The organism is Flavobacterium sp. PL11, from assembly GCF_035985025.1.
Taxonomy (GTDB): domain Bacteria; phylum Bacteroidota; class Bacteroidia; order Flavobacteriales; family Flavobacteriaceae; genus Flavobacterium.
Window position 1 is genome coordinate 1 of sequence record NZ_JAXCIA010000071.1, and the last position, 1,929, is coordinate 1,929.

At 33.3% G+C, this 1,929-nt stretch carries 2 protein-coding genes; both read right to left on the reverse strand.

Annotated elements, in window-relative coordinates:
• Positions 1–233: 233 nt before the first annotated feature.
• Complete coding sequence (locus RCH18_RS16030) at positions 234–1,205, reverse strand: hypothetical protein (protein ID WP_326937781.1); 972 nt, start codon at positions 1,203–1,205, stop codon at positions 234–236.
• A 290-nt stretch (positions 1,206–1,495) separates the two neighbouring features.
• On the reverse strand, positions 1,496–1,774 hold the full coding sequence (locus RCH18_RS16035; protein ID WP_326937782.1) for a hypothetical protein: 279 nt from the start codon (positions 1,772–1,774) through the stop codon (positions 1,496–1,498).
• Between the last annotated feature and the right edge of the window lie 155 nt (positions 1,775–1,929).

Sequence of the window (1,929 nt, forward strand, 5' to 3'; positions counted from 1 at the left end):
CAAAAACCGCCTCGCTTACAAGCGAATTTTGTGCGAATAGAAAAGGAGTTATTGAGTTAATTTGAGCAAAAGTGGGGTAAATTCACATCCTGACGGTTGGCCGCTTGGCGATGTGGCGGATTAAGGAAGCCTAAAATTTCGATTAAACACTAATTTCCCAAGTACAAAACCGACTTCAAATTAAGCCCGAACCCGCCATATTGCCAAACGGCGGTTATAGCCAGTGGTTCTTGTTATTCTTCGCTTGTCGGTATATGTTTTTCTTTGCAATAATTTTCAACTTCTGTGTCATTTGCAAAGTAGTCGTCACAAAATTCGTCCAATTCTTTTTCTGCTCCTGAAACATATTTTTCACTTGCGGTCATTAGTTTTTCTGTCTGTTCGATGAATTTTTCAAATTCTTTATTCATCTTACAAAGTTTGTCAATTGTCTTAAAGTCTAAGTCCCGAAATATAGATGGATAAAGCACTTTACTTTGGTATGGATTTGCATTTAGTTCGATAATTCCAATTCCGAAAGATTGATTAAGTCTTGCCATTTCTTCGTTCAAACTGTCGCTAAATTCAAACGCAACTAAATAACCATAATTCGCCCAGCTTGAATTTGAAACAGCTTGAAAAAATGCTTTTTTCAGTTCGCTGTCGCTGTTAATTTCTCTTTTCAGTTCATATGAACTTAATTTGAAAGTGTCAACACGATTTATAGACTTTAAAAAATTTTGACTTGCTTTTGTCTGCAAGTTCAAGAACTTAATTCCGACCATATCTGGATGCGTCCAAATTTGGTTGTTGTCTTTGCCGTTGGATTGTTCGTGAAAAATTGTCTTTGAATAAGTGTCAGTATTTTTTAGATAACTGCTCAAAAGTTTGTGTAAATCTCTCTCTTCGTAAGTCTTTGATTTGTTTATTTTAATTGGTTTTACGATTTGAGTTTCCGTGTCGCCACTCAAAATTTCAATTCCAATATTTTGTTCGTTTTTTGTCAAGTAGTAAGAATAAGTTCCACCATCTTGTTTTATACGTTTAACTCTTGTGTCGCCATTACGAATAAAGTCGCCTAAAACTGCTGAAATTGTCGAGCCAGGTGTTTTTCCACTGCCAAAGTCATAATAGTTTTTTTCGTTTATGTGATTAAGCACTGCCAAATAGTTGGTAATGTCGTTAATGTCTTCTAAACTTTTTAATACGGCTTCTTTTAATGTCATTGTCTGTTTGTTTTTCTGTTACGGTTCGGTCGTCTTACCATTGGCTATAACGTGTTGAGGCTTTGCGAGGTTGCGAACATCGTAACCGAGATTTTTCTGCTAAGATAAAATTTCTTGCGAAAGATAAACTTGAATTTTACCACATATTTCGCAATCTAGCAAAACCGCTGTTACCACTTCGGTTTTATTCTAAATTTAGTACGCAAACTTTTCACGCGTCTATTTTCGGTTTCAGTTTTCCATTTCTGAATATTTTCTGTGTAAGATTTTAACACAATCATTTTCCAGTTCTATTTTTGTTCTTTTCTGTCAATATTCTTTAATTCCAAATATCTTTTAATTATCAATAATATTGAAGATAAAATTAATATTCCACCAAATATGTATAACCATTTCGGTTTATAAATTTCATTTTCTATTGGCGCAAAAATACAAACTCCGCCAATGATCAAAAGCATCAAACTTAATCCAATTTTTGTATAGATATTTCCAAATATCAAGTTTAGAAATTCCATTCCAATTTCTATTGCAATCTTTTTTTCAATACTTTTTTTCGGTTGATTTTCCATTTTTGGTTCTTGAGCGCAATTTTAAACTGAGTGGTAACGTCAGTCTGTGAAAAAACTACTGTTTTATTTGCATCAAATATAGTATTTAATTTTGTTTATAAGCGAGAAAATTTGTACATTTAAAGATGCAACATATATCCGGAACATCGCGTCAA

Excerpts from the sequence above, each read along its gene's own strand:
- RCH18_RS16030 (WP_326937781.1), bottom strand. The coding sequence starts at position 1,205 with ATGACATTAAAAGAAGCCGTATTAAAAAGTTTAGAAGACATTAACGAC.
- RCH18_RS16035 (WP_326937782.1), bottom strand. The coding sequence starts at position 1,774 with ATGGAAAATCAACCGAAAAAAAGTATTGAAAAAAAGATTGCAATAGAA.